The organism is Synechococcus sp. O70.1, from assembly GCF_047462215.1.
In the GTDB taxonomy this organism is placed as follows: Bacteria; Cyanobacteriota; Cyanobacteriia; order Thermostichales; family Thermostichaceae; genus Thermostichus.
Genome location: NZ_JANSIT010000013.1, coordinates 15,995 through 38,137, shown reverse-complemented (window position 1 = coordinate 38,137; position 22,143 = coordinate 15,995). Strand labels below are relative to the sequence as shown.

The 22,143-nt window shown below is 57.8% G+C and carries 21 protein-coding genes, 1 tRNA gene and 1 other RNA gene; 9 read left to right on the top strand and 14 right to left on the bottom strand.

Translation table 11 applies throughout. From position 1 onward, the window contains the following. The first annotated feature begins 112 nt into the window (after positions 1-112). Complete coding sequence (locus NW833_RS08515; RefSeq protein WP_414412189.1) at positions 113-1,450, top strand: CCA tRNA nucleotidyltransferase; 1,338 nt, start codon at positions 113-115, stop codon at positions 1,448-1,450. Here NW833_RS08515 and NW833_RS08510 read toward each other — a convergent pair. Next, positions 1,447-2,172: a response regulator gene (locus NW833_RS08510; protein WP_414412188.1), complete on the bottom strand. Its 726-nt coding sequence runs from the start codon at positions 2,170-2,172 to the stop codon at positions 1,447-1,449. The genes NW833_RS08515 and NW833_RS08510 overlap by 4 nt on opposite strands. Positions 2,173-2,380: 208 nt before the next feature. Here NW833_RS08510 and NW833_RS08505 point away from each other — a divergent pair, with 208 nt between their 5' ends. Then, positions 2,381-3,283, top strand: a complete 903-nt coding sequence (locus NW833_RS08505; RefSeq protein WP_414412187.1) for a 4-hydroxybenzoate solanesyltransferase — start codon at positions 2,381-2,383, stop codon at positions 3,281-3,283. On the opposite strand, the gene NW833_RS08500 is transcribed toward NW833_RS08505, so the two are convergent. Genes NW833_RS08500 through ndhN form a run of 3 tightly spaced genes read right to left on the bottom strand, consistent with a single transcriptional unit; the run spans position 3,280 to position 6,623 of the window. After that, complete coding sequence (locus NW833_RS08500) at positions 3,280-5,094, bottom strand: R3H domain-containing nucleic acid-binding protein (protein ID WP_414412186.1); 1,815 nt, start codon at positions 5,092-5,094, stop codon at positions 3,280-3,282. The two genes, NW833_RS08505 and NW833_RS08500, sit on opposite strands and share 4 nt — an antisense overlap. Before the next feature lie 15 nt (positions 5,095-5,109). Then, positions 5,110-6,114, bottom strand: coding sequence for an LdpA C-terminal domain-containing domain (locus NW833_RS08495; protein ID WP_414412185.1), 1,005 nt, complete (start codon positions 6,112-6,114; stop codon positions 5,110-5,112). A gap of 53 nt (positions 6,115-6,167) precedes the next feature. Beyond that, positions 6,168-6,623 (bottom strand): NAD(P)H-quinone oxidoreductase subunit N, encoded by a 456-nt coding sequence (ndhN, locus tag NW833_RS08490; protein WP_414393074.1) that lies wholly within the window; start codon positions 6,621-6,623, stop codon positions 6,168-6,170. Positions 6,624-6,794: 171 nt separating this feature from the next. Between ndhN and msrB the strand changes: the two genes are divergently transcribed. Together msrB and NW833_RS08480 are read left to right on the top strand one after the other, a co-directional pair. Beyond that, positions 6,795-7,205: a peptide-methionine (R)-S-oxide reductase MsrB gene (msrB, locus tag NW833_RS08485; RefSeq protein WP_414412184.1), complete on the top strand. Its 411-nt coding sequence runs from the start codon at positions 6,795-6,797 to the stop codon at positions 7,203-7,205. A 26-nt stretch (positions 7,206-7,231) separates the two neighbouring features. Beyond that, a complete protein-coding gene (locus NW833_RS08480) occupies positions 7,232-8,035 on the top strand; it encodes an FTR1 family protein (RefSeq protein ID WP_414412183.1) in 804 nt (267 codons plus the stop codon). 58 nt (positions 8,036-8,093) lie between these two features. Here NW833_RS08480 and NW833_RS08475 read toward each other — a convergent pair whose 3' ends face one another. The 9 genes from NW833_RS08475 to NW833_RS08435 all read right to left on the bottom strand — a co-directional run bounded on the left by NW833_RS08475 (position 8,094) and on the right by NW833_RS08435 (position 15,721). Then, positions 8,094-8,306, bottom strand: a complete 213-nt coding sequence (locus NW833_RS08475) for a CP12 domain-containing protein (protein ID WP_414393069.1) — start codon at positions 8,304-8,306, stop codon at positions 8,094-8,096. Positions 8,307-8,483: 177 nt separating this feature from the next. After that, positions 8,484-9,191, bottom strand: coding sequence for an energy-coupling factor ABC transporter ATP-binding protein (locus tag NW833_RS08470; RefSeq protein WP_414412182.1), 708 nt, complete (start codon positions 9,189-9,191; stop codon positions 8,484-8,486). A 20-nt stretch (positions 9,192-9,211) separates the two neighbouring features. Further along, positions 9,212-9,478 carry a hypothetical protein gene (locus NW833_RS08465; RefSeq protein WP_414412181.1) on the bottom strand — a complete coding sequence of 89 codons (267 nt, stop codon included), beginning with the start codon at positions 9,476-9,478 and terminating at the stop codon, positions 9,212-9,214. A gap of 78 nt (positions 9,479-9,556) precedes the next feature. Continuing rightward, on the bottom strand, positions 9,557-10,447 hold the full coding sequence (locus NW833_RS08460) for a hypothetical protein (RefSeq protein WP_414412180.1): 891 nt from the start codon (positions 10,445-10,447) through the stop codon (positions 9,557-9,559). Between the two features lie 205 nt (positions 10,448-10,652). Beyond that, positions 10,653-11,897 (bottom strand): ATP-binding protein, encoded by a 1,245-nt coding sequence (locus NW833_RS08455; protein ID WP_414412179.1) that lies wholly within the window; start codon positions 11,895-11,897, stop codon positions 10,653-10,655. Between the two features lie 111 nt (positions 11,898-12,008). Beyond that, entirely contained in the window at positions 12,009-13,868 is a 1,860-nt protein-coding gene (locus tag NW833_RS08450) for an ATP-binding protein (protein ID WP_414412178.1), read from the bottom strand. A 2-nt stretch (positions 13,869-13,870) separates the two neighbouring features. After that, entirely contained in the window at positions 13,871-14,359 is a 489-nt protein-coding gene (locus NW833_RS08445; protein WP_414412177.1) for a hypothetical protein, read from the bottom strand. A 202-nt stretch (positions 14,360-14,561) separates the two neighbouring features. Then, on the bottom strand, positions 14,562-15,581 hold the full coding sequence (locus NW833_RS08440; protein ID WP_414412176.1) for an endonuclease domain-containing protein: 1,020 nt from the start codon (positions 15,579-15,581) through the stop codon (positions 14,562-14,564). A gap of 68 nt (positions 15,582-15,649) precedes the next feature. Then, positions 15,650-15,721: transfer RNA gene (locus NW833_RS08435), tRNA-Lys, on the bottom strand. A 100-nt stretch (positions 15,722-15,821) separates the two neighbouring features. Between NW833_RS08435 and ssrA the strand changes: the two genes are divergently transcribed. The 5 genes from ssrA (at position 15,822) to NW833_RS08410 (ending at position 19,422) form a co-directional block, all read left to right on the top strand. After that, positions 15,822-16,217: a transfer-messenger RNA gene (gene ssrA, locus NW833_RS08430) on the top strand. Positions 16,218-16,344: 127 nt separating this feature from the next. Further along, complete coding sequence (locus NW833_RS08425) at positions 16,345-16,863, top strand: DUF4330 domain-containing protein (protein ID WP_414412175.1); 519 nt, start codon at positions 16,345-16,347, stop codon at positions 16,861-16,863. Between the two features lie 15 nt (positions 16,864-16,878). Further along, a complete protein-coding gene (gene lpxD, locus NW833_RS08420) occupies positions 16,879-17,910 on the top strand; it encodes a UDP-3-O-(3-hydroxymyristoyl)glucosamine N-acyltransferase (RefSeq protein ID WP_414412174.1) in 1,032 nt (343 codons plus the stop codon). 151 nt (positions 17,911-18,061) lie between these two features. Continuing rightward, positions 18,062-18,673: a Uma2 family endonuclease gene (locus NW833_RS08415; RefSeq protein ID WP_414412173.1), complete on the top strand. Its 612-nt coding sequence runs from the start codon at positions 18,062-18,064 to the stop codon at positions 18,671-18,673. A gap of 23 nt (positions 18,674-18,696) precedes the next feature. Continuing rightward, positions 18,697-19,422, top strand: coding sequence for a Uma2 family endonuclease (locus NW833_RS08410; protein ID WP_414412172.1), 726 nt, complete (start codon positions 18,697-18,699; stop codon positions 19,420-19,422). Between the two features lie 33 nt (positions 19,423-19,455). Here the strand turns inward: NW833_RS08410 and NW833_RS08405 are convergent, their stop codons facing one another. Continuing rightward, entirely contained in the window at positions 19,456-22,101 is a 2,646-nt protein-coding gene (locus NW833_RS08405) for a class I SAM-dependent methyltransferase (protein ID WP_414412171.1), read from the bottom strand. Between the last annotated feature and the right edge of the window lie 42 nt (positions 22,102-22,143).

Genomic DNA, 22,143 nt, shown 5'->3' with positions numbered 1-22,143 from the left:
CACAGTTAGCGCCTGTTTTTGCCCAGCGGTTAGGTGCAGGCACGGCCTGGCCAAGTACTTGTGCTCTGGGGATCCTAGCCTTTAAATCAAAGTTTCCCCCTGTGCAAAATCGATGAGCGAAGCCCTGCTGACCGAGTGGCTGCTGGCCTATTTCCACCAACGGCTGCCCTTTCCCAAAGAGTGGCTGCCCCAGGGGAGCTACTGGGTGGGGGGCTCCCTGCGGGATGCCTACCTGGCTTGGCTGCGAGGCCAGTCTGGAGACTCCAAGGGGCCAGTGGATTTGGATTTAATGTGTCCGGCGGATCCGGTGGGGTGGGCAGCAGGGGTGGCGCGGCGGCTGAAAGCCGGCTTTGTGGTGCTAGATGCGGAGCGACAGATTGCCCGCATCGTGCTGGGCCAAGGAGGGGCTTCCCCTCCCACAGCGGCGACGTTGGACGTAGCCCTGCAGGCGGGCCCCACCCCAGAGGCGGATCTGCGGCAACGGGACTTCACCTGCAATGCCCTGGCCCTGGAGCTCCGGGAGGGGCAACTGTTGGATCCCACAGGGGGGCGGGCGGACATTCAGCAGGGGTGTCTGCGCATGGTTCACCCCGACAACCTCAGCGCCGATCCGGTGCGGCTGTTGCGGGCCTATCGCCAAGCAGCCCAACTGGGGTTTGCTCTGGATCCGGCCACGGCAGAGGCGATTCGCCAGCGGGCTCCCCTCTTGGCCAATGTGGCAGCAGAACGGGTGCGGGCCGAGGTGGTGACCCTGTTGGAGACGGGGATCCCGGGCCTGGCCCACCTGCAGGCAGCCGTGGCGGCAGGTCTGCTGGCGGCTTGGCTGCCCCGCCTAGCCCCCCAGAGCCCCGGCTTTGCCCAGGCCCAAGCCGTCTGGCAATGGGCCGAGATCTGGCAACCCCAGTACCCCCGCACTCTGGCGGAGCTGGCCCAGCCTTTGGCGGATCGGCGCAGCAGCCTGTTGGCGACGGTGTTGGCAGCCCTGCTCTGGGATCCGGCAGGCACCCCTGCCGAGACGGTGGAAACCGAACTGGAACGGCTGCGCTTTAGCCGGGCCGAGATGCGGGCCGTCCAAAGGCTGCACCAGCTTCTGCCCCACTTCCAGAGGCTTTTGGCCAGCTCCCCCACCCCTCCCCAGCAGTGGCGGCTCTACCAGCAGGCGGGATCCCTCTTTGGCGGCCTAGCCCTGCTGGCTGCAGCCACCGGCAGCTCGGCAGAGACGATCCAGCTTTGGCTTAGCCGCTACGAAGATCCCCAGGATCCCCTGGCCCATCTGGTGCCCCTGCTGGATGGTTGCGACCTACTGCACACCCTAGGCGGTCAACCCGGCCCCTGGGTAGGCCAGCTGTTGCAAGAGCTCCAGGAGGCCCAAGCTTGGGGCCAGATCCAAACCCGCGCCGAGGCCCTCTCCTTTGCCCGCCGCTGGCGCGAGAGAAGCTCCCAAACCTAGCCAAAGCGATAGCCAAAGCCGCGCACCGTTACCAAATACTCGGGGTTACTGGGATCCACCTCCAGCTTTTCTCGCAGCCAGCGGATGTGAACATCCACGGTTTTGCTGTCGCCCATGTAGTCGGATCCCCAGACCCGCTCCAGAAGCTGTTCCCGCGTCCAGACGCGGCGGGGATGGGACATGAACAGCTCCAACAGGCGGAACTCTTTAGGCGAGAAACTGACCTCCACCCCCCGCACCAACACGCGGCACTCCTGGGTAAACAGGCAAATATCCCCGTAGCGGAGCACTGTGGCCTCGCTGGTGTAAGCCTGCTGCCGACGGCGCAACACAGAGCGGCAGCGGGCAATCAGCTCCCGCATGCCAAAGGGTTTAGTTAGGTAGTCGTCGGCCCCCAGCTCCAGGCCCACCACCCGGTCAGTCTCGCTGCTTTTGGCCGTCAGCATCAAAATAGGAAGGGCGTTACCCTCCCTACGCAACAGCCGGCACAGATCCAAGCCATTCAAACTGGGCAGCATCAGATCGAGGATCATCAAGTCCAGCCGCTCGGCTGTATGCACCAGCTCTAGTGCCTCCCGGCCGTCGGCAGCTTGCAAGACTCTGTACCCCTGTTCTTCCAGAGCAAGGGCAACGGTTTCCCGGATCGCATCCTCATCCTCCACCACCAGCAGAGTCTCCTGAAGGGGGGAAGCTTCCTTAGCTTGGGGAAGTTGACTGGTCATGGAAAGCAAACTCCGCCTTGCTCTCCCAGGGAAAAAGCAGCCGCCCGCTAGGATATCAAACTTCAGGGTTGGCCAACAGAGGGGAGAAAGGTCCCAAACCGCGATTCAAGGCTCTAAGACGGCCGGTGGAACCTCAAAAGTTCCAACATCGGTTGGTTCAGGATGATTTAAGATTGGGGCGGAGCCGAAGCCACTGGCCTGGCCGGACATGCTTGCTTCTCTTTCTGCACTCTGGACTAGGGGCGGAGCAATTTTACGGTTGCTGCGCTGGCACAAGCCGGCAGGACGCTTGATTTTGATGATCCCTGCTCTGTGGGGAGCTTTCCTAGCCGGACGCGGAGCGCCGCCTTGGCCATTGGTCGGGATTCTCGTTCTAGGCAGTTTGGCCGCTAGCGGGGCAGGCTGTGTCATCAACGACCTCTGGGATCGGGACTTGGATCCGTTGGTGGAGCGCACCCGCACCCGCCCCCTAGCCAGCCGCGAATTGAGTGTTGGCGTCGGCATCGCAATGGCGTTGCTCTGCTTGGCCTGTGCGGGAGGGCTGGCGCTGTTGCTCAACCCCGTTAGCTTTGCCCTCTGCGTGGCAGCGGTGCCGGTGATTTTGCTCTACCCAGGGGCCAAGCGGGTTTTTCCAGTGCCCCAACTGATCCTGGCGTTGGCCTGGGGATTTGCCGTGCTCATCAGTTGGACAGCGGTGAGAGGTCAGGATCCCCAACTACCCCTGTGGGAGGAGGGGCTGGGCTGGCTGTGGCTGGCCACGGTGCTGTGGACCCTTGGGTTTGATACGGTTTATGCGCTCTCGGATCGCGAAGACGACGAGCGAGCTGGGATCCACTCCAGCGCCCGTTTCTTTGGCCGGCAAACCCCAAGGGCGGTGGGGCTCTTTTTCCTAGGCACCACCATTGCCCTCTTGGGGGTGGGGCTTAGCCTACAGTTGCACGCGATCTATTTCCTCAGCCTGGCAGTTGCCGCCGGCCTCTGGGCTCGGCAAACCTGGCAGCTTCACCGGGTCCATTCCTCCCCCAGCCTCTACCCAGCTATCTTTGGCGAGAACGTGGTGCAAGGCTTTATCCTGCTGGCGGGGATGATTGCCGGCTGCCGGCTAGCCTAGTTGGGATAGATGCGTAGGCGGCGGTTGGGCTCTTCGCCAAAGCTCTGAGCGCGCAAGTGATAGGACTCAACCAGCTGATGCTGCAGCTTGCGGATGTGGGCAGAGCGGGGTAGGAGTTCCACCGGCTGCGACTTGGGGATGACGATTTGCTCCACCGCCAGGCGAGCTTCTTCCAGAGCTTCTGCTTCTTCTGCTGTGCTAGCCTGAATAAACAGCTCCAGGTCTGACTGGGCCCCCTCCTCACTTTCAATGTTGAGGATGCGGCGCAGGGCGCCGGCCAGAGCAATCAGGGTATTGGCCTTAACGGTATGAATGGGGATCTGGCGGGAGTGGGCCAGTTGCTGAATCTTGGAGCGGCTGCGCACCTGGGATCGCAAAGCCAAGACAATATCGGCCTCATCCAGGTCTTTGGTAACCTGCGCCGGCAGCTGCAGGGTCCGGATGACCTGCTCTAGGTGGAAACGGCTAACCCCATAGGGGTAGATCCTCAAGGGCCCCTCCGGGTCTTGCGGGAGCTCCGCTTCCTTTTCCTCCTCGGCTTTGGACTCTGACCGGGGGCTGGCTAGCGACCCCGCGGAGGAGGTAGGTTCTTCCTCCCTCGCTAAGGACAATCCAGGTTGCTGCAGACGGGTCGCAACCGGTTCCAAAGGTAAAGGCTCCAGGCGGCCGGAGGATCCCCAAGTGCCCCCCCCAGCAAACAGGGCAGTGTCGGCAGGGGGCCACTGGAGTCGCGAGAGGCTTGAGCGTCCGTTCATGCCAGTGGTACTGCGCACAATCACCACTTGGCCGCGTTCGTCCAGGCTGCGTATTTGGATTGACGCCTCGCGGTTACGTAGGAGGCAATCCACTGTGGCTGCCACATCTTCGTGGATGACCCAGCGATGCCGCTCTAGCATCTCCACCGCAATCTCAAAAGTCGGGGGAGCCTTGCGCTCCAGGACACTCTTCTGACAGCCCCGCCGCCGTGCCTCCTCGTCCCCCAGCGTGACGGATTGGATCCCGCCTATTAGATCCGAGAGGGTGGGGTTTTTAATCAGGTTTTCGATGCGGTTGCCATGGGCAGTGGCCACCAGTTGCACCCCTCGCTCGGCAATGGTGCGGGAGGCTAAAGCTTCCAACTCTGTGCCAATCTCGTCGATGATCACCACTTCCGGCATGTGGTTTTCCACCGCCTCGATCATCACCTTGTGCTGCAGCTCTGGGCTGGCCACCTGCATGCGTCTGGCCCGACCGATCCCTGGGTGGGGCACGTCGCCATCCCCGGCAATCTCGTTAGAGGTGTCGATGATGATGACCCGCTTGTGCAGCTCGTCTGCCAAAACGCGGGCAATTTCCCGCAGGGCAGTGGTTTTGCCTACTCCTGGCCGGCCTAGCAACAGCATTGAGCGGCCCTGCTCCACCAGATCCCGGATCATGTTGATGACACCGACCACGCAACGGCCCACCCGACAGGTGAGGCCGATGATCGTGCCCTGGCGGTTGCGGATGGCGCTAATCCGGTGCAGTGTTGAGGCAATGCCAGCCCGGTTGTCGCTGCTAAACTCCCCCACTTGGCTGATGACCAAATCCAGGTCGGCGCGGCTAACTACTTCCTCGGAGAGGTACTCCGCAAAGCCGGGGAAACGGGCTTCCGGGCGGCGGCCCAGATCCAGCACCACCTCCACCAGCTGATTTAAGTGAGGATGCTGCTGCAGCCGCTCCCGGATGGCTGCGGGCAGAACGTCCAGGAGCTTGTTTAAGTCGTCGTTGTAGAGGACTTGTCCGGGAAAGGAGGTGGGTTCCCTGTTCAAGGGCTGGGCTGGGAAACTCATGGTCAAGCGACGCTGTCAAGCACTGGAAAAACAGCTCGGTCGGAGGGCAACTGGCCGCTGCTTTACCTGCTGCACCAACTGCTTGGCTAACAGGATCGCTGTGGTCAGGCCAGATCCTTCCTCTAGATGGGCAGCCACCAACTGGCGGGCATAACTGCCAAAGGCGATCCCCGCCACTGGCCAGCAGGGATCCAACAGCGACACTGTTTGCGCATTGGTTCCACCTGCCAATTGCACATAGCCAGGTAGGCCCATGTCCAGCACCTTGCGGGCCAGCTTTAGGGTGGCCTTGCTGGTGCCAGCCCCAATATCTCCGCTCATGGGCCGGCCGTCCACCTGCCAGATCAACACCTCCGGCACAGGATCCATCAGGGTTAGCAAATCCCGCAAATAGGCCTCAAGGCCCGGACCATCGTTAAAGCTAATCGAGACGGCCTGCAGCCGTCCCAGCCATGGCTTCAGGGCTCTCCACACTTGCTCAAACTGCTTCTGCCGGCCGATACAGGTGTGGATTTCTACTGCCTGAACGCCCAGCTCCACTAGAGAGGGCAAGACCTCCGCTACTACCACCTGATAGCCAGAGGTAACAATGCGCCGGTAGGGACAGACGGGCTCGCAGCGGCCACAGCCGTAGCACAGCTCCGCCTGGATGTAAACCCGGGCAGAGGGGCCTAGAGGCACCAAGGCATGGGGCGGACAGACCGCCACACAAGGCTGTGGACACTCGGCAGGGCAGGTGGGCTCTGTCAGGACTGCCTTGCGGAAATGGACATCCTCGCCGTCGTTAAGGCTAACCATCAGCCAAGGGGATCCCGCTTGCGGGTCTTCTGCTTGGGCTCGCTGGATCCCTTGTTGGGCAGCTCGGACAATAGCCGGCTCAGCGGCAACGTCGATGCAATCGGCCCCAGCTAGGGTGTAGAGAAAGGCTAACTCCCGAATTGAGGGCAAGTGGTGGAAACTTGCGCCACAGATGAGCTTGAACCAAGTGCCCTGGTGCAGCGAGGCTTTCGGCAAGGTCACGGGTACAACTAGCCACCAGCAAGGCCGCCTACTTGAGATAGTAGCAAAGATCCTCAGGCGCTCTGCAGGGCGCTCTCTAAAGGTTGCCAGCGAATGGACCGCTCTCGAGCCAGCTCCACCACAAACTTCACGCCCTTGTCTTCTTGGCTTAGCTTCACCAAGTAGGAAAGTTCTTGCCGGCTGAGGACATGCCCTTCGTAAAACCAAAAGACCAATCCCTTGGCCTTGGGGGGCAAAGTGGCCCGGTACTGCTCAATTAGCGAAGGGTAGAAGTAGGTGCGCCGCTGCGACTTGCCCAGGGTGGCAGGCCGCACCCCATGGCTGCGCGTCAGATAGCTGGCTAGATCCCCAATTCCCTTGCTAGAGAGGGTAACCACCTCATAGCCGGCTCCACGCAGCCGCCGCAGGTAGTGTCCTTCGGATCCCCCTTCCGGCGTGACAAACATGGCCAAAGCCCCAGCCTGCTCGAGCTGTTGCACAAACTTGGCACCTGAGCCGACTAGCAACATAAGAAGCTCCGTCTTTGCCTGCGCCCATTGTAGCGGGAGTATGCCCCTAGCCGAGGATAGAAGTTTCCGATAGAACTCCTAGAAACTCCCCGGTTCTCCCCGACGTGCCGAAGAGCGGAGGCAGAGCAGGAAGAAGCGTTAGAATTGAGGACGACAGGAGAGCAACCACCAATGGCTCAACCAAGCTACCCCGTAACCAAAAGCGACGCCGAGTGGCGGCAGCTGCTTACTGAAGAACAGTACTACGTGCTGCGTCAAGAAGGGACTGAACCCCCCTTCCGCAATGCCTACTACAACAACAAAGCCCCAGGGATCTATGTCTGCGCGGGCTGTGGGCAGGCGCTGTTCTCTTCAGAGGCCAAATACGACAGCGGCACCGGCTGGCCCAGCTTTTGGCAGCCAGTTGCTCCAGGGGTGATTGGCACCAAGACCGACTGGAAGCTGCTTGTGCCCCGCACCGAAGTGCACTGCTCCAACTGTGGCGGTCACCTGGGGCATGTGTTTCCGGATGGCCCCCCTCCAACAGGCTTGCGCTACTGCATCAACTCGGCAGCTTTGAAGTTTATTCCAGCCAACGCCTAGGCCTTTAAGCCGCCTGCCGGCTCAGCATGTCGGACTACACTTTCTTGGATGCTACCTCGATCCTGCTGCGGGAGGGCCTGGAAGCTCTCTTGGTGCTGCTGGCCCTGGTGGCGCTTCTTGGGAAGAGCGGGCAGTCGGCCCAGCAGCGCTGGGTATGGCTGGGAGGAGCAGCGGGTCTATTGGCAGCGGTGCTGCTTGGCCTCTTGGTCAAGCTGTTTTTCCAGCAGCTACTTACCCACACCCGCCAGGAGGTGCTGGAGGGGATCACGGGGCTGGTGGCAGCAGGTCTACTGTTTTCGATCAGCCTCTGGCTGCACCGGCGGTCGGCCACCGCTGCCCGGCAAACTTTCGTCCACGAACAAGCTCAAGTAGCCCTTGCCAGCGGTCAGGTTTTTTCCCTAGCTTTTCTGGCCTTTACAGCCGTGTTTCGCGAAGGGGCGGAAACGGTGGTGTTCTATGTGGGATTGGCGCCTTCCCTGCCGGCTCGGGATCTCTGGCTCGGAATTGGCTTGGGAGCTCTTCTGCTTGCAGGAGTGGCAGTTTTGCTTTTGCCCTTGGGTCTAAAACTGCCCTTGGGGGCTTTTTTCCGGGGTTTAAGCCTGCTGATCTTTTACTTGGGCTTTAAGTTCCTGGGCAGCAGCCTCCACGCTTTGCAGGTTGCAGGCTGGCTTCCGACAACCCCCCTATCCGGGATCCCGAAGCTGCGCTGGTTGGGGATCTATCCCACTTGGCAGACGCTGATCCCGCAAACGGCGCTGTTGGGAATAGCCTTTGTCTTGTGGATGAGGCAGTGGCTGCGGGCTGATTCTGCTCAAAAGCTCTCTCCGTGAGAGAAAAACAGAGCCCGCCCCTAGGGAGCTGGCAGGCTGCTGCGTTTTAACCCAGAAATCAGGTGTCGTAAACGCGGCACTCGACGGCGTCGGGGTTTTCAGCACAGTGCTGCTCGAGGCTGGTGGGGGCTTTTGGCTGGTGGCTGCGGGCTGCCAGCACCTCCTCTACCGCATCCCAGGCTGCACGGCAGTGGGGATCCCCTTCGCCGTACTCAGAGCAGACTTTGCGCGCGTTCTCCAGCTCTTTGGCAATGACTTCAGACAGTCCCATATTCTCAAGCTCCTTTCGACCGGCAGGGCTCTTCACCCCTGGGTTGGTTGACGCAGATCGTCCACGGATAGGTTGAAGATGATACCGTTGGCCAACCAATCGCAGTGAATCTACTACCTACTATTCTATGTAGCCCCCGCCGGAGGGTGTTGCCATCCTTTTGCAATCTCTTTGGGATCACCTCAAGCCGCCAAACAGTTGGCTAATCTGCTGCCGCACCTGTTCCGGGGATCCCTGTTGGCGTACCTGCCCTTGCGCCAGAAAGATCGCCCCGTCTGCCCATTCCAGCTCTGCCAGCCGATGGGTGACCCAAAGAGCAGTGATCCCCTCTTGATCCACCAGTTGGCGGACGCAGCGCAGCAGATCCCTCTGGCTATCGGGATCCAAGAGGGCCGTCGGCTCGTCCAACAGCAGTACTTCACAGCGCTGGGCCAACGCCCCGGCAACTGCTACCCGTTGCTTCTGCCCACCGCTGAGGCCGTGGATAGGCCGGCGGATCAAGTGGCGCAAGCCCACCTGCTCCAGGGCCCTCTCCACCCGCTCCTGGATTTCTTCCAAGGTGAGGGGCTCTGCCCCCAAACCAAAAGCTACATCGGCCCCCACCGTTGGCATAAACAGTTGCTGATCCGGGTTCTGAAACACGTAGCCTAGCCGCCCCCGCACCTCCCAGAACCCCGCCAGGGGCTGGGGATGGGTGAGCACTCCCGACAGGAGCTGCAGCAAGGTCGATTTGCCGCTGCCATTGGGCCCCAGCAGCATCCATAGCTGGCCCTTGGGAACAGCAAAGCTGCACTCCTGCAGGACCGGCGGACTTCCTGGCCAGGCAAAGGTCAAGCCCTCTACCCGGATAGCCAACGGGGGTTCTCTCCCAGTGAGGGAACTCATAGACCCCTAAGAAGCTGGCCTTAGCCCTGCAACTGGGCCAAGAAGCCAGGGCGGACTCCCATGGGCGCGGTGCCGGACTTGGAGGTTATTTGCACACCACAGAGCTCGGCAGTTAGCAAGAACACCTTCTTGCCCGTGCGGTCGCAGGTCAGCTCTAGGCTCTGAGGGGATCCGTTGCGAAGAGCCTCAACCACACTTTGATAGGCGCGGTTGGCCGCTTCCTCCTCTTTTTGGTGGATGACGATAGGGACAGGATTCCCTTTCAGGAGCAGTTCGAGAGTATACATGGCTGACCGTTCGCGTAGTGGGCTGTGGACACCTGATCCCAGTATCGCAGGTTAAGGCGAGAGCTGGAGATCCCTGCCCTAGGGACAGGGGAAGGTGGGGGCGGGATCCCCTTCACTGAGGGCAGCAAACCAACTAGAAAGGACAGCTGGCAGGCACAGGCCGGGGTTGCCCCCAATGTGGAGCCGTTCCAGCCGAGGCAGTTCTGTCAAAAAGCCGGGTAGCTCACCTGTAAGCTGGTTACGGGCCAGGCGTAGATCCCGCAATTGCTTAAGCTGGGCTAGCTCGGGGGGTATGGGTCCGCTGAGGCGATTGTCCGACAGGTACAGATTTTCCAGGTTGCGCAGTTGCCCCAGTTGGGGCGGAATGGGCCCAGAAAGCTGGTTGCGATCCAAAAACAGCCCCTTAAGAGAGCTGAGCTGGCCGAGTTGGCTAGGAATGCTGCCACTGAGCTGGTTATCTTGCAAGCAGAGGTTTTCTAGGCGGCTGAGCCGACCTAGCTCTGGAGGAATGGATCCAGAGAGCTGGTTGTGATCCAAAAACAGTCCCCGCAGCTTGCCCAGTTGTCCTAGCTCCGGCGGAATGGGGCCAGAGAACTGGTTGTAGTCGAGAAAAAGCTGTTCCAACTCCCTCAACTGCCCTAGCTCGGCGGGGATAGGGCCGGAAAGTTGGTTGTAGCTTAGGGACAGAGCCCGCAGCCGGCGAAACTGGCCGATCTCCGGTGGCAGGGATCCCCTTAGCCCGCGGCGATCCAACACCAACTGGACAAGGCACTGATCTCTATCAAACAGAGCTACTTCCTCCACCACCACCTCAGGCCGGCCCATTGCGGCCAAGATTTGCCGGAGGAAGAGAGGATCCTGGCAGGAGGCAGCAGGCCAGGCCATCCTCCCCCAGCTCAGCCAAGCCCAAATCACCACTAGACCCAACACCCACCACCGCTGCTGAGCTTTTCCTAGCCCCTGCCCCATTGCCCTGCTCCCGAGGATCCCTGCTCCCCAAAGTGGCCGTGCAAGCCTCGAGCTTGCCCGAGTTGCCTTAAGGGAGCATAGCTCCAGAGGCCTCCCAACTGCCAGGCAGCCTCAGGAATTGGCAGCAGCAAGTTGCCAGGGAATAGAAGAGCAATGAGAAGATTGCCGCGACAGCCAACAGCGGCAGAACTGCTGAGATAAGGGCCTAGATCTTGACCGCCTGGGAGCGCTGGATCACCTCAGCTTCGTTTAGAGGGGTGGGGGCGTGAAAAGACAGGCACCAGGGAGTTTGGATTTTGCAGGGCGGGTGAAGCTGCTGCGAGGAGAGATAAAACTGTCCCACCTTTAAGACAGCCACATCTTCTCCGCTTCCTCCCCGCTGGGCAATTTGCTCCCGCACTACCTCAATGGCTGCCGGAGACGTGACTCGGCCAAAAAACTGGGTGGAGCAGTTGGCGATGACGTTGTGGTCGATGCTCTTGGGTGCTTGGGTAGCAAAAATGAGACCCAAGCCGTATTTGCGCGCTTGGGCGGCCAGGCGCAGCAGGCTCTGCTTGCAGGGGGTAGTCCCCTGGGAGGGCACAAAGTCTTTGGCCTCGTCGATGACCAGCAGCCCGCGCACTGGCGCTTCCGGCGGGGCGGGGTTTTTCTTGATCCAGGTAAACAGCGCCATGGCCAGTTGATTGAGAAATTGCTGCTGTTCCCCCAGGGTGGGAAGGCCCACCAAGTTGACAACCGACACCCGGGTTTTGCCGTAGTCTGAGCCCAGCCCCAACAAGATGGCCGGATCCAACGCCATCCCCTGTTGATGGAGCAACTTGTTGTTAACCATGGCAGCCTTGAGGAGATTAGCCATCTGCAGCGCCAGTTGCGGCGCCTTGCTGATACCGGCTCCTGCTTCCGGAGGCAGGTCCGCAAGGAACTCGGCAAAGTCAGCTAGAGATCCCGGCTGGTGGGTGGCAAAGTATTTCAAAGCTGCCTTGAGAACCCCCCGCTTCAGCTCGTCCCTGACGGTCTTGCCGGGAGCCACGGTCTCCTGAAGGGCGCCCCAGGCCATGTCGACGGCCTGATCCAGCTCTTCGGGATCACCGGCCAGCGCAGCAAAGTCCGGCAGGGGGGCAAGGGTGAGGGGGTTGCCCGCCGCCAGCCCAGGGGTCCAAACCACCACCTCGGTTTGGGCAAAGTAGCGCTCTGCCTTGGCTTGATCCTCCTCTGTCCAGCCCTTGGGAGCGGCAGGCCAGGGATCCCCCAGCCGGGCCAAGTCGTTGGCTGCATCGATGACGATGGAAGGGATCCCCTGCAAGGCTGCCTCTTCCACCATTCGCCTCAAGAGCACCGTTTTCCCCGAGCCGCTGCCAGCCAAAATCACAGTGTGCCGCACCAGCTCCTCGATGGGCAGAAAAACTGGCTCACCCTCCCGGTTGGCTATCCAGCGTCGTCCGACAAACAAACCTGGCGAAGGTCTCGGCGGCTGCAAGTCTTGCTTGGCTTCAGGAGCTTTTCCGTTCCCTGCCCTAGGAGGGGAGGAAACTCCCTTTTCATCGGGCTCAGCTCTCGTAGCCTAGTTAGCCGGGATCCCTTCCCTCAGCCAGGCAAGGATTTTGGCCAGCGCTGAATCCGGCTCAGCATTTGCCAGTTGGGTAAGAGGTTGCCGCTCCGCCAGCCAATCTCTAAAATCGCGTCTGGATTTGAGCTGCTCTAGGGCCAGCAGAACCCTGATTTCCTCCTTGCTGGGCTGCCAGTGGATCCCACCCTTTTTAAGAAAACTCTGCCACAAGCTTTGGCTTACCGGACCTCTTGGGCGAGGAATGGTGCGCACCACCACCAGCTTGCGGAATCGCAAGGCCGGATCGATCCCAGCTTCTGTCTCAGCGGCTACTAAGCGCGCCTGGAAGGCTTTGTGATGACCTGATTGAATGGCTCTCAAACAAAGGTGCTTTTCTCGCTCATTTGCCTCATGGAAGATCAGCCGCAGACGAGAATGCAAGGGGGAAAAACTTTTGCCTCCAGGGAAATCAGTTTCGACCTGGGTACCAATGCTGGCTGGCAACCGTTCTTGCCAGACGAGAAAGTGACATACAGAAGTCAAAAGTTTCTTCCATGGACTATCCCTGTCTTCCTGTAAGTACGGAGAGATATCGACGTCTTGCTTGAACTTCTCAAACTCGCAATCCAGTTCTCGCGGACGACGACGTGGAAGAGGAGGAGAAGGAATGGGAGCCTCGATAACTGTCCCTAATTCCAAGCAGATCTTCTTGTGCTCATCGCATTTTCTCAGAAGCTCTCGAGGAGACAGAAATTGATTGATTTCGAAAAACTCCGGCTTAAAGGGGTAAGAGGGATAAGGAGGGGTAAAGTTAACCTTAGGATAGGCTTTTCCTAAACGAGAGACAACAACAGCCTCAGCGGTTGCTGCAGAAGGAAGAAACGTTAAGATCAAAGGAGACTCAAAACGATCTGAAAAGGTAGAAACAACCGTCTTTTTCAGAATTTCCCAAGACTCTTCTAAACAGGAGACAACTACAAGAGATTGAGAGAGATAATCCCGTAGGGCAATAAGGCCACCCCCAATGCTGTGAACGATATCTCCTACTGCCTTTGCCTCTGCTCCTGGTTCTCCCGAAGCTGTGTGAGATTGTGCGATGATCGGATCCAGTTGATCCAAAGCAACTACAGTGGGCCCCCTCAGGCTCATGAGCCAAGAAAGCCCCGCGACGGTCTCGCTGGGAGCTAGGCCTGGCGAGTCAAAACCGAGTTGTTCCTTCATCTCTGGATCTACGCCTAAGCCCTCTATCCAGCTTATTCCAGCCGCAGCTATCGCAAAGTTGGCAGAGTTGGCCAAAATCATGGCCCTCACACAGTCTCTATACTTAAGTGTGTTGCTCTTATCCTGAGTGGACAGCCATTGCAGAACTCGATTGACAACTCTGAATAAGAGATTGGGAGGAAGTCTGCCAATCTCTTCCGCTCTCCTAGGACTGGCCAGAGCTTTCAGGAAAATTTGATCGAGAACCTTCTCTAACTGGCTTCTTCCATCTGGCTCTTCCTGCATCAAAGATGTAAGGTATCCCTGAACCAATGTTTTCCAGAAATCCTTCACATCTGTCATGTCCACCAGGACGAATCCCACGCCCTTTTCAAAGCAGCGCTGCCTCAATACCCTGAGCAGGTGAGTTTTCCCAGTGCCGCCGCTGCCGAGGACAGGGATCCCCAGCGGAGATCCGTTTTTGGGAGATTGAATCAGCTTCTCCAGCCGCTCGAATAGTTGCTCTCTGGCTTCTCGATTAAGATCGGGAACGTCAAACTCTGGTACCTGCCAGATTTTCTTCAGATGAACTGTCCAATCAAAATCAACTTCCTTGAGAGCCTCAAGGTCCTTCTGTTGTTCTGGCAGAGAGATCACAGTTTCCGTGCTCCGCATACTTAACTCCTAATTCGCAGAAAGTGTCTTTTGGCACCGGAGAGGGTAATAGCCGCCGCCTCGCGTTCAGGAGTGATAGTTGAGGGATCGTCAAGAGGCATCAATACAATCTTGGCCTGGCGATCTAAAGCCACAAGAGCCTGATCCAATTGCTGACGTGGCACATGGGGAAATCTCTTTCGCAAATCCGATAGGTAAACCCGGGAGTGGCGCCCTCCCATCCCCTCGCAAGTTCGAAAGACCTTCTCCAGGAAGTCGAGATCGACTTCTACCCCGTTGTCGGGACGGGGTTTGCTAGGGCTATCTGGCCTGTTCGCGTCAGCGGGCCGTAGGCCTAGAATCCGCGCCAAGGGAACGTTCTCCCGCTGTGCGTAATCCACTAGGGTTGCCAACGCCTTTTGCAAAACAACTGCTGCCTCTGGCGACTTGGAGCGGGCGATGGCTGTTGGAGGTGTGGTAGAAGCCCAGTCCCAGGCCTTGTCAGTCAGCACAAGCCGGGTTATCCTCCTTCCCTTTTCGACTACAGTCTTGCATTCAATGAGGCCCTTTTCCTCCAACAGCTTGAGCTCTTTGGCCCTATGCTTTGGCTTCACTTGCGACTTGGTCGGTTCTTCCCCTGTTAGCAGGAGCTTCCAGAGCAAGATTTCGCTTTTGGGCAACAAATCGCTCATTTCCCCAACCTCCAGCCCTGCCTCAAAGCCGGCTCTGTTGCAATTGAACCACCTTGCGGATCATCTCCACCGCCCGCTCGCAGTCGGACATCACCAGCTCATTGGGAATCCGCAACACCAAGTAGCCGGAGATGAGCAACTCGTAGTCCCGCAGGCGATCCTGGTAGTAGTGGTTTGGCTCGCGGTGCTCTGGCCCATCCACTTCCACTACCACCTTACCCTCCCGCCAAAGCAGATCCGCTCGGAAAGCGCGTCCGTTAACACTCTGTACAGTTTGGTTGAATTCCAGCAAATTCTTTAACTGTGCATCTGCTGCCACCCGGTCGGCCAGCTTTCTCTCGGCGGGACTGAAGGGGTGAGGGGATCCCTTGTAACCCACCACCACCTGTACCGAGCTGTCGAACTCCTTTAGCCTCTCAGGAAGCGGCAGTCGAATGGCACCGTAGCTCACGGAGGCCAATTCGGGGTGATCAGTCAAAGCGCTCGGCACCACCAGCACCAGCCGTGCCTGACTGTGGTCAGCCAACCAGATAGCTGCCTTGGCCAAGCCGAGTAAGTAGCTGGGCGCCGGCTCTGTCTCGTCGGCTGCCAAAGCCAAGGTCAGCTCGCGAGGGGCAATGGCCTTGGCCAGTTGCTGCACCTGGATCGCCCGCTGGATCCCTGGCAGCAGAGGCAGGCGTTGCTGTTGGCACAAGTGCATGGCCGCCCTGAGCCAGGCGTTGGCAATGGTGGGATCCTGTTTTGCTGGTAGCTCTTGGGCGCGGAGACGATTGTGAGCTTGAACCTCTGCCGTTGTGCCCGGCTCAAACTTTTCCCCATACCAATAAGGCCAGAGGGATAGGGCTACCCTCGCCAGCACCTGCAGACACTCATCGAGGATGGCATCCTGGGCAGGAATTCGGTGCCAAAGCTTGGAGACAAAGACCGTCTCTCGAGTTTCAGCCTCCTCCGCCAGGCTCGCTAGCGCTTCCTCCACGCACGGCGCCAGCAACAGCTTGACCTCCCCCTCTTTGCCTAGGTCTTGCCACGAAAGAACGGCCACCTCGCCTCTCCCACCTGCCTCTTGGAATCCTAGCCTAGGCCAGGCCGGGGGGAGAGGGTATCGCAAGCTGGGTCGGCAGGGATTCGAACCCTGGGCCAATCGGTTAAAAGCCGAGTGCTCTACCGCTGAGCTACCGACCCGAGTTTACACTTTCGTTATGATAGCAGGACTTTTGTCACATTCGCAAAGACTCTAGCCGGATCCCCGAGAGTTTTGCTAGTCTAGATGTAAGCTAACCCCGGGGCTGTAACGGTTTCGACGGGGTGGCGAACAAGGGTTCATGATGCAGGTCGGGCTTGAGCTTATCCCGTTACCACTAGGCTCAACAAAGTAGGTGCGAACAACGTCGTACCTTTTGCTCGTAAAGCAGCTGCTCTGGCTGCCTAAGGCTCAGTAAGAGAAGTCTGAGCTCGAGGATCCTCCCACGACCCCGTTAAGTGGGCGGGTCACAACCCCAACGGGTGCAGCTCTCTTCTCCGGCTCCGTCGAGGGAGAGCCTAAGCTTAGGCGGAGAACTCCCATCGCCGGGATCTAAACGGCGATCCCTGCCTTGAGGGTCAGAGAGGCTAAGCCTGTGAAGGAGTGAACCCCCAGTACCCATCTCGGACACGGGTTCGACTCCCGTCAGCTCCACTCCTTTGCCAGTTGGCTGCCACTGGTTACCTAGCGGGGAGCCCGCGAGTGGTTGCACTTGGCCGATGACCATGTTTCCCAGTTAGGAGAGCACCCTACAATAAAGCAGGGTGTTGGAAGAGAAGTGGCCATGCGGCTCGTCGATGAACGGGGGCGTCTGCTGGGGAAGGTCAGCCTTCTGGATCTGGGGGCGCTGGCCATTGTAGTAGCGGCGATTGTGGCTGTCCTGTTTTTCCCCGGGCGGCAGGTGGGCAGCGTCGTCCAGGTGGGGGGTGGCCCCACGCTGCCGGTGGAAGTGGATATGATTGTGCGGGGGGTCAGCAGCCGATCCCTGGAACCTTTTCAAGCAGGTCAGAAGGCTGACTTGATTATCCGCAACCAACCCTACGGCCAGGTGGAGGTGGTGCGGGTGGAAAACGTCAGCCGCACTGTGCCGGTGGTTTTTCCCGACGGACGGGTTGAGAACTTGCCTGACCCAGATCCCTACCGCTTTGATCTGGTGTTTACCTTGCGGGGACGGGGCCAGCGGACAGAAAATGGCATTGTCCTAGGCAACAACCGCGTCAAAGTCGGCGTTCCCCTGGAGCTCGAGACCTTTAGCTACAACTTGCGTGGAACCGTGATGGATGTGCGGCTGCTGCAATCGTAGAGGATCTCAAGCCCAATGCAGCTACAGGAGATCGCCCAAAAATTGGGATGCCCCTACGAGGGAGATCCCACCCTAGAAATTCACAGCGTGGCTAGCCTAGCAGAGGCGCGCCCAGGAGAGCTGAGTTTTCTCAGTGAAGCCCGCTACCTACCCTTGCTGGAGCAGACCCAAGCCAGCGCCGTCATTGTGGAGGAATCGCTGGTTCTGCCCCGCCCCATTGCTTGCCTGCGAGGGAAGGATCCCCGTCTGCTCTTTGCCCAGGCCATCGAGCTGTTTTACCAGCCCTATCGCTTGCCTGTTGGGATCCATCCCACCGCTGTGATTGATCCCAGCGTTGAGTTGGGAGAAGGTGTGGCCATTGGGCCGCATGTAGTGGTGATGGAAGGGGTGAAAATTGGCGACTACACCCAAATCCACCCCAATGTAACCATCTACCCCCACGTGCGGATTGGATCCCGCTGTCAGCTTTTCGCCAACTGCGTCATTCACGAGCGCACGGAGATTGGGGATGATTGCCTAATCCACAGCGGTGCTGTCATCGGCGACGACGGCTTTGGCCACATTCCTCTTCCCGACGGCTCCTGGCGGCGCATGCTGCAGGCAGGCCGGGTGGTGCTGGAAGACGGCGTAGAGGTGGGCAGCAACACCACCATCGACCGGGCCGCTGTTGGCGAGACCCGCATTGGCCGGGGCACCAAGATTGACAACCTAGTGCAGATTGGCCACGGCGTGAAGACGGGATCCCACTGCTTGATCGTGGCTCAGGTGGGCATTGCCGGCAGCACCCAATTGGGCCACCACGTCATCTTGGCAGGGCAATGTGGCTTGGCCGGGCACCTGCACATTGGCGATGGCGTGCGCGTGGCTGCCCAGACAGGAGTAACCAGCGACGTCCCCGCTGGTCAAACCGTGGCCGGCTACCCCCATCAGCCTATTGCCGAATGGCGCAAGAGCATGGCCGTCCAGCGGCACTTGCCTGAGCTGCAACGTACCTTGCGCAAGCTGGAAGCTCGTGTGGCCAAGCTGGAGCAGAGCAGTGGGACATAGATGGGGATCCCTGCCGATGGCTAATTCACTTGCTTGCCCCCAACGCAAAGATGCTAGCCCAAGAGAAACTGCAGGAAATCACTCCCCTCACCCGCGAGCAACTGGCAGAGCTCATGCCTTCGGCCAGGGGCTGCTCAGCGATGAGCCCGAAATGGAACACTCTCTCCACGCCTTGCAGCTTCTAATTCTGGTGAGCTGCCTCACCCGCATCTGGCAGGATCGCAACGACTACTTCCTGTCTTGGAACCTTACCGTTTACTACAGCCGCGACCAACTCAAAACCAAAGACTTCCACGGCCCAGATCTGTTTTTGGTCAAAGGGGTAGAAAACCGCCCCCGCCCTTCTTGGGTGGTGTGGGAAGAAGGGGGGAAATATCCAGACTTGATTGTTGAGCTGCTCTCCGAGTCCACAGCCAAAGTGGATCGAGAGGAGAAGCGGGAGCTGTACCAGAGGATTTTCAGAACTCCAGAGTACTTCTATTTTTCTCCTGAGACCCTGGAGTTCATGGGTTTGCGGCTAAGGGGGGAGAAATACGAGGAGATTCCGCTCACAAAGGAGGGGTGGCGGTGGAGCGGGGTGCTGGGATTGTACCTGGGGATTCACAACCAGCAGCTTCGGTACTTCTTCCCCAATGGTGAGCTGGTGCCTACTCCTGAGGAAGCAGAGAAAATCGAACGCCAACGGGCTGAGCAAGAGCGGCAGCGAGCAGAGCGCCTGGCCCAGAAGCTGCGGGAGCTAGGGGTGGATCCCGATACCTTGTAAGGGTAAAGAGAGGAGAACTGGCAATGACTAACCCGAACCCAATTACTGAGGTGCTGGATCCGGTTTATCTACCCGTGTTGCCCCCCACCCAAGACGAGCTCCCCTACGACGACAGCGAACCTATGGAAAGCTGGCGGCACAGGTGCCAGATGGACTTGCTCATCTCCACTACCCAAACCTGGCTGCAGAAGCGCCCTGATGGCTTTGTCGGTGGCAATATGTTTCTCTACTACAGCTTGGAGCAGACCCGCGGCCGCAATTTCAAAGGGCCGGATTATTTTGTGGTGTTGGGTGTGCCTAAAGGCGAGCGCAAAAGCTGGGTGATTTGGGAGCAGGGCAAAGGGCCGGACGTGGTGATTGAGCTTCTTTCTCCCAGCACTGCCCAGGAGGACAAGACAAGCAAAAAGCAACTTTATGAGCAGATTATCCGGGTGCCGGAGTACTTTTGGTTTGACCCGTTTGAGCCAGAGGACTGGGCGGGGTTTCGGCTAAGGGGCGGCCGCTATGAGCCAATTCAAGAGGATGCAGAGGGTTGCTTGCCGAGCGAGGTTTTGGGATTGTACCTAGTGAAGTGGGAGGGCAGGTTTCGGGACATCGAGGCCACCTGGATTCGCTGGGCCACTGCTGCTGGGGAACTGGTACCCACTGAGGCCGAACTGGAGCGGCAAAGGGCTGAGCAGGCCGAACAACGGGCAGGGCGCCTGGCCCGGAAGCTACAAGAGCTAGGGGTAGATCCAGACGCCCTGTAGACAGCCAAGTAACTCAAGACAACAGATGGATCCCTAGGAGGCCAACAGCAACACAGGTAGCTTTTGAATAGCAGGCCGTAATCCCTTGGGAAAGCGCTCCCGCTTCAAGGGATAGCGATAGTTGAGTTGGGGAATGAGTCTCTCCCATTGATAGGGGTTCAAGCCAGCTACCACTGAACAGAACGGCTCTCTACTGAGCTCTAACCCCTCTTCCATGAGCCTGAGAGCTATGTTGCCTGCAGCTATCTCCAGAGTTTGATTGGCCAGTTGCGGATCCGGATCCCCTAGGAAGATCAGAGCATAGTCTTCTGGCTGAGGACTGCGCAGAATTGGCTCCAGCAAGCCCTCCAGTTCTTGGATAAGCTGCTCTGTCTCCATTTCCCAGTAGGGGAAAAGGCCCACGTTGATCTTACTCAAGCGGATCCTTTCTGATTTAGAGATTTCTGTTAGGCCATCTCTAACCACTAGCCAGTTCTCAGAAGGACTCAGCCAAACTCCTGAGTAATCGACACTATGGAGCTGAAAAAAGGCTCTGATTTCCTGCTCGAAGTCATGAACAGCTTTGCAACATCCTTGCCAGTGTCCGTAATCATCGATTTGGATGAATCCTTGGGAATGAACCTGATCATAGAAATGATGAAAAATATCCATCGTTGATTGATACCAGTCAGCATCTGCATGCAGCAGAGCAATCTCACCCACTTGCTCTCGATAGGCAGGCAAGGTGTCAGCAAACAGCCCTGGCACGGGGACAATGAGATCCCAGACACCTAGTTCCCTGGCAATCACCTCTAAGTTCTCCGAAATGGGTGCCGCTAAAGCACCGGATCCAAAACCCGTATCGTTGGCAGCAACTCCTCGATAATCTCGATCCACCTCTGTTGGATCAGGCATACCTGAGAAGGTATCGAAAGCATATAGCTTGCGAGGTCGACGGCTGTAGTTCTTAATCACCCAGGCCAGCAAAGCTGAGCTTCCACCCCTGCAAACACCACATTCTACAAAGTTCCCAGGAATGTCTTCTTCACAAACCTGCTTAGCCAGTGAATAAAGGCTCCAAAGACGCTCAAAGCCCAGCAAGGTAAAAGATTTAACTTTCTCTAGCACCCTAGACAACTCAAGGTTACAGACCGGATAGTCCTTGAGGTGCTCTGGCAATGTCCAATTCACAGCAGGGTCTGGAATATGCTCAACGGGCTTGACATTGCCTCGCCAGGCCACTCCCATAATTTGCATGGTCTGGTAAATCATCGTGTTCCAGCCCCTGTCTCTCAAGTAATTCAAACCTTCAGCCACATCCGGCGAGGCTAGATTATGAAACAGAATCAAGGCATCCTCAGCAGCATAGCGCTCTGCCACTTGAGCATCCTGCAAGGGGGCTGGTGAGGTGTGGTCTCCATCGATAAAAATCAGAGACCAGCGGCGATTCTCTGTCTTGGCGATCTCCTCTACCTTTGCTGGGCTATGGCCAGGGTAGAGATTGACATTAGAGCGAACTCCAGCCGAGCGAAGAGACTGATCCACACTTCCATAAATCTGGGGATCGGCTAGAGCAGGATCTACCACATCGAGAATAACTCCTCCTGCTGCCAAGTGAGCAGTTGACCAACCTAACCAACACCCAATCTCCAAAGCGTTTTTTCCTTGTAGCTTAAGGGCAGTGTTATAAAGAATGTGGGCTTCATCTCGACTGACAAAGCCAATACCAGGCTGGCGTTGATCTGCGTACCAAAGATGTGGAACTTCTCTCCTCACATGAGGCCAAGGGTGAGATTGTGGATCGATAGCAGCTAGAAAGGGAAAGCATGGGTCAAGGTTTACTCTTTTTTGATTTGCCGAGACGTAGTCGTATCTCTTGACTGAGGTAAGTTTCTCAATGGGGTAACTCAGGTATGTTTCAACTCTAAAACCCTCGGTTGTAGGTACAATGTGAGTTGGCTTTTCCTTAGCCTGGCCTGAAATATGTACAATGCCTAGAGGAGTGTGAGGTGAGGAAGGATCCACCCAAAGCCTCCTCCGAGGATCCCATAGAAGTTCCTGGTAATTAGCTAGCCAGTTACAACTCAAGGGCAAGAGTTCAACTCTATCCAGACCTAAGTCCTTGTAAATAGCTACGTTTAAAGCAAATTGATCTGTGAGGATGTCAAGGCAGTTATAAATGGCTTGACTCAGTCTTCTGCTCCACGCTGACCAGTGAGGAGATCGCTCAGTCCCAGAAAACACACCGGCATTCAGCAAAGGCTCTATCTCTAAACCAGCAAAATCCGTGTAGTGAAAGTAGCGACTATATTGCAAAGCTATCCAAGCGTGTCTCAAGGATCTGGTGCTGTGTTTAGCAAATAACTCCGGGACTATTGCAAAGCCCTTTCTTTTTGCTCCCAAAGCAAGAAGATAAATTGCAGACCAATCTTGCACCCAAGCATCTGCATCAATCCAAATATAAACTTCATAGCCTGGAAAGTATTCAGGAAGGAAAGGCCTAGAAACTAGTGCCTTGGGATACTTGGGTTGTCTATCAATGTCGGGAATATCATAGTTCCAACCTGGCTCAACGATGTGGTCAACGTACTGACCTATCCATTGCAACTGCTCCGGTGTACAGCCTACATCCAAGAATCCAATATCTACAGAGTGCCCCTGAGGTTTCTCTCGGATGGAGAGAATGGTCCCCTGAGCCAATTCAAAAAACTTGCTGTCAGCGGCCTGATGGTTGGGTTCATA